The organism is Gemmatimonadota bacterium, from assembly GCA_039715185.1.
GTDB lineage: Bacteria > Gemmatimonadota > Gemmatimonadetes > Longimicrobiales > RSA9 > DATHRK01.
Map to the genome: position 1 here is coordinate 1 of JBDLIA010000170.1, position 3,189 is coordinate 3,189.

General features: G+C 67.3%; 3 protein-coding genes and 3 tRNA genes. 1 reads left to right on the forward strand and 5 read right to left on the reverse strand.

From position 1 onward, the window contains the following. Window positions 1–240: 240 nt before the first annotated feature. The 5 genes from ABFS34_16260 to ABFS34_16280 all read right to left on the reverse strand — a co-directional run bounded on the left by ABFS34_16260 (window position 241) and on the right by ABFS34_16280 (window position 2,830). Window positions 241–1,428, reverse strand: a complete 1,188-nt coding sequence (locus tag ABFS34_16260; protein ID MEN8376981.1) for a M23 family metallopeptidase — start codon at window positions 1,426–1,428, stop codon at window positions 241–243. A gap of 5 nt (window positions 1,429–1,433) precedes the next feature. Further along, window positions 1,434–2,351, reverse strand: a complete 918-nt coding sequence (locus ABFS34_16265) for a DUF6410 domain-containing protein (GenBank protein ID MEN8376982.1) — start codon at window positions 2,349–2,351, stop codon at window positions 1,434–1,436. Window positions 2,352–2,509: 158 nt separating this feature from the next. Further along, a tRNA-Ser gene (locus ABFS34_16270) sits at window positions 2,510–2,593 on the reverse strand. A gap of 34 nt (window positions 2,594–2,627) precedes the next feature. Continuing rightward, window positions 2,628–2,701, reverse strand: a tRNA-Pro gene (locus ABFS34_16275). Between the two features lie 43 nt (window positions 2,702–2,744). Next, window positions 2,745–2,830 (reverse strand) — tRNA-Ser (locus ABFS34_16280). 175 nt (window positions 2,831–3,005) lie between these two features. On the opposite strand from ABFS34_16280, the gene ABFS34_16285 reads away from it, so the two are divergent. Next, a partial coding sequence (locus ABFS34_16285) for a hypothetical protein (GenBank protein MEN8376983.1) occupies window positions 3,006–3,189 on the forward strand: 184 nt, incomplete at its 3' end.

Below are 3,189 nucleotides of genomic sequence, written 5' to 3' on the forward strand. Positions count from 1 at the left end.
GGACATGTCGCCGGCCATCGCCACGGACGTCGTTTCCTCGCCGAGGGTGTCTTCGGGGCACCACGCGCTCGTCCCCGCGATCGCCGATTGGGCGACCAAGAGGAACACGGCGGCGCTCGCGAGGACCCGGCGAACCGCCCTACGCGGTCGGGAGACGAAGGAAAACATGGTTGGCGAACGGTGTCCACAACGGGGTCTTGCCGCAAGTGATGAGAGCCCCGACCTGGGTGGGGAGATTCTCTACCGCGGCGGCTGGTCCGGGAACCGGATCACGCTGTTCTGCAGCGGGATCGCGTTGTTCTTACGGTCCTCGCCCGACCTTTCGCACTCGACCGGGGTCCCATCGGAGCACCTTCCGATCCACCAGAAATCCCTGTGCACGTACGGCAAACCTTCCCCCACGACGGCGTACGGTGATCTGCTGTCGCTGACCTGGAAGTGCAGATGGGGCTCGTTCGAGTTGCCGGAGTTGCCGAGGCGCCCGATGACGTCGCCCTGGCGGACGTGGTCTCCCGGCTTCACGTCGAGCCCGGGCTGCAGGTGGCCGTAGTGGGCGTAGAGCCCCGCGCCGATGTCCAGCACGACGGAGTTCCCGCCCAGCGTGCCTATCTCGAGCGGGACCGCGCGCGCGCCGCCGGGGGTGTTCTCGGGGATTCCGTCGGTGGCGAACGCCACTACGCCATCGTCGATGGCCAGAACGTCGGCCCCGTAGCCGTGGTAGTCCTCGTTTCGGTCGCCGTCCCGGGTGTGCCTTCTCCCATCTTCATCGAGGCGCACGTAGTCGATCGCGAAACGCGCGGCTATGGAGAGGCGGCCGTCGAGGCGGATCAGCGACAGCCTGTGAGCGGACGGGGTCATGCCCGGGCCCTGGCCGGCCAGCCAGTCGCCGCCCCTCAACGGGGGCCCGCCGAGGACGGCCAGGTGGCCGACGCCGACGTCCATGCCGCCGCCGGTCACGATCGTGGCCTCGGGGGTCTCCTCACCGCCCGGGCCCGAGAACGTCAGTCGATGCTCGATCCGCGCGGGAACGTCCGAGTAGTCGCTCACCGTGATCCACAGGTAGGCCACGGCTCCCCTGCCGCCGGCGTAGTGGAACGCGTGTGCGCGGCCGAGCGAGTCGTAGTGCAGGCTGCGGTCGTAGTCTATCTCGAAGGCGTGCAGGATACCTTGCAGGGCGCCTTCGTCGAACTCCCCTATATTTTGGCCCGCTCCGTCGAGCACCTCGATGCGGCTGATGCGGAGCTCGTTGGGATCGAAGTCGGTGACGTGAAGCTCGTAGGAAAGGTGCACCCGGCCGTCGTCGCCGCGGACCGCGATCGGCCGGGCCGGCACGCTGATGGTCGGGTCGACGGAATCGACCGCCGTCCGCTCCCCGGCGAACCCGAGACCGATGAACGCGGCCAGCAGAGTCGTGGCTATCCGTTCCATCCCGCTCACTCTCCGGCCCCGACCTCCACCGCCGGGAGGGAGCCCGCGCGGCGAGCGCCCAGCGCCGCCGCCGCCCTCGAGATGAGCTCCCAAACGACGATCAGACCGCCGAGTACCATGACCCACCGCCACACGGCGTTGTCCGAAAGGCCGTCCTGGAGGAACACGATCAGCGCCAGGATCAGCACGCCCGCGCCGAGTAGGTAGTTGCGCACGTCGCCGCGCCGTTCGGTGTCCGACAGGAAGCTCGTCCACGCGCCGCTCAGGAGGTTGGCGATCGGCACGAGAAGCAGAAACGCCCACCTGTTGTCGAGATCGACCGCGACGCCGTAGATGCCGAGCAGATGCTCGGTCTCCACCAGGAAGAAGTATCCCCCGACGAAGACGACGATGCCGAGCGAAACGATGGTGGCGATCCTGCCGCGGCGCGTGGAGACGTCGAGGGAGACCGCCCGCTCCACGGCGTCGATCGAATTGTACGGGCAGTACATCGTGTAGCGCCTGCGGAACAGCACCGACGGCAGGGCCACGACCTCACAGCCGCCGTAGCGCATGAAGAACGTGACGATGAGGGAGGCGCTGATGTACATCCCGAGCGCCACCTGGGTCGGCGCCGGGAGCACCCCCGCCAGCAGGAGCACGGTCGGCGTGCCGAGGAAGACGATCGTGCCGGTCCAGGGGTTCATTTTGGACAGCACGAGCTCCCCGATCGCGCGAAACACCACCAGGTAGATGGCGATGATCGCCGCCAGGCTGAGGCCGACGTCGGCCGCGAACGGAAGAAGATCCGCCCTGGCCATCGGATTGACGAGGAGGGGATTGAGCACGAGGAACACGAGGAAGTAGGCGCCGACGAAAAGCCGGAACCAGCGACCGACCGGGCCCACGTCGTGCCCGATGTGAAAGTGTGCGTTTGTGGTCACAGCCAGCCCTTTCCGTCGAGATTCCGCTGTCGCACACGGTAAACCCCGTACCATGGTACAGAGTCAAGGGGGACGGCTCGGATCATCGAGTTCACAAACAAGAAAAGCCCCGGTCCAGGTCGGGCCGGGGCATTCTCGTAAGTCGTTGCAGTACAACACGGAGGCGGAGGGAGTCGAACCCCCATGGGCTTGCGCCCGCCGCATTTCGAGTGCGGTGCCTTACCAGTTAGGACTACGCCTCCAAAGGGCGCCTCGGTTGGGCGCCCTTCCAGCCAGTCGGGGAGACTGGATTCGAACCAGCGACCCCTGCGTCCCGAACGCAGTACTCTACCGGGCTGAGCTACTCCCCGTTACTCGACCTTCCTGTACAACCCACCGCCCAAGAGCGGCGAACGGACGGGGTGGGATTCGAACCCACGAGGGCTGTTAACCCCACACGATTTCCAATCGTGCTCCTTAAGCCGCTCGGACACCCGTCCCTAGTGCACCGTTGCCGAAGTCCCGCAGGCATTCGGCGCGCGCTGCATCCCGCGGCTGCGGCGTTGGAACTCCTTGCCGTAGCAACGGCTACGGCGCGTCGTTCCGCCTTGCCCCGCGGGCGCATCACGCGCCTCGGTGCACACGGGACTTCCGCGCCGGCACACTAGCGGGTCCGTGACCGACGGCGCCCTGGTCGCGCGCTACCTCCGGTCGCGGCGCGAGAAGGACTTCCTCGCCTTCTACCGCCGCTGCGAGGACGCCCTCTGGCGGCTGGCGCTGCGCCTCGCCCGCGGCGAAGAGGACGACGCCACGGACATCTTCCAGGAGACCTGGTTCCGGGCGACGGCTCGCCTGACTT

Bases quoted from the DNA above. Each gene is read 5' to 3' on its own strand.
- ABFS34_16260 (MEN8376981.1), bottom strand. From the start codon at position 1,428: ATGGAACGGATAGCCACGACTCTGCTGGCCGCGTTCATCGGTCTCGGG.